Source organism: Streptomyces griseus subsp. griseus (assembly GCF_000720255.1).
GTDB classification, from domain to species: Bacteria; Actinomycetota; Actinomycetes; order Streptomycetales; family Streptomycetaceae; genus Streptomyces; species Streptomyces griseus_I.
On sequence record NZ_JOJE01000175.1, the window covers coordinates 1 to 401 of the forward strand.

Genomic DNA, 401 nt, shown 5'->3' on the forward strand with positions numbered 1-401 from the left:
TACATCCGCCACTACGCCTACCAGCTGCGGATCGACCCGATCACCACCACCACGGCACGCGCCGACGCCACCTTCCGCGTCACGAGCTGACCCGGCACCAACAGGCCCAGGGCACCAGCCCGCTCACCGCCGCCACCTGGATCTGACGAGCGACCAGCCCCGGGTCCGGTGCCGAAGACAGCGGAAGCACACCGGCCCCGGAAGTGTCAACGCAACCCGCGCCGTCCGCACAGCAGGACACCACGGGTTCGTCGACGCCTCACCTCACACCCCACCCTGTGAAGGAGTTCTTCATGATCAGACCACCGTGGATACGCAGCGTCAGACGCGCGCTGCTGGCGGCCGGTGCCACCGCCGCGCTCGCCGCCGGCCTGCTCACCGCCACGGCCACCACCTCGCAG

General features: G+C 70.1%; 1 protein-coding gene. It reads left to right on the forward strand.

Annotated elements, in window-relative coordinates; all coding sequences use genetic code 11:
- Positions 1 to 90, forward strand: a 90-nt coding sequence (locus IG99_RS48545) for an AbfB domain-containing protein (protein WP_158973394.1), incomplete at its 5' end; no start/stop codon positions are given.
- Positions 91 to 401: the final 311 nt, after the last annotated feature.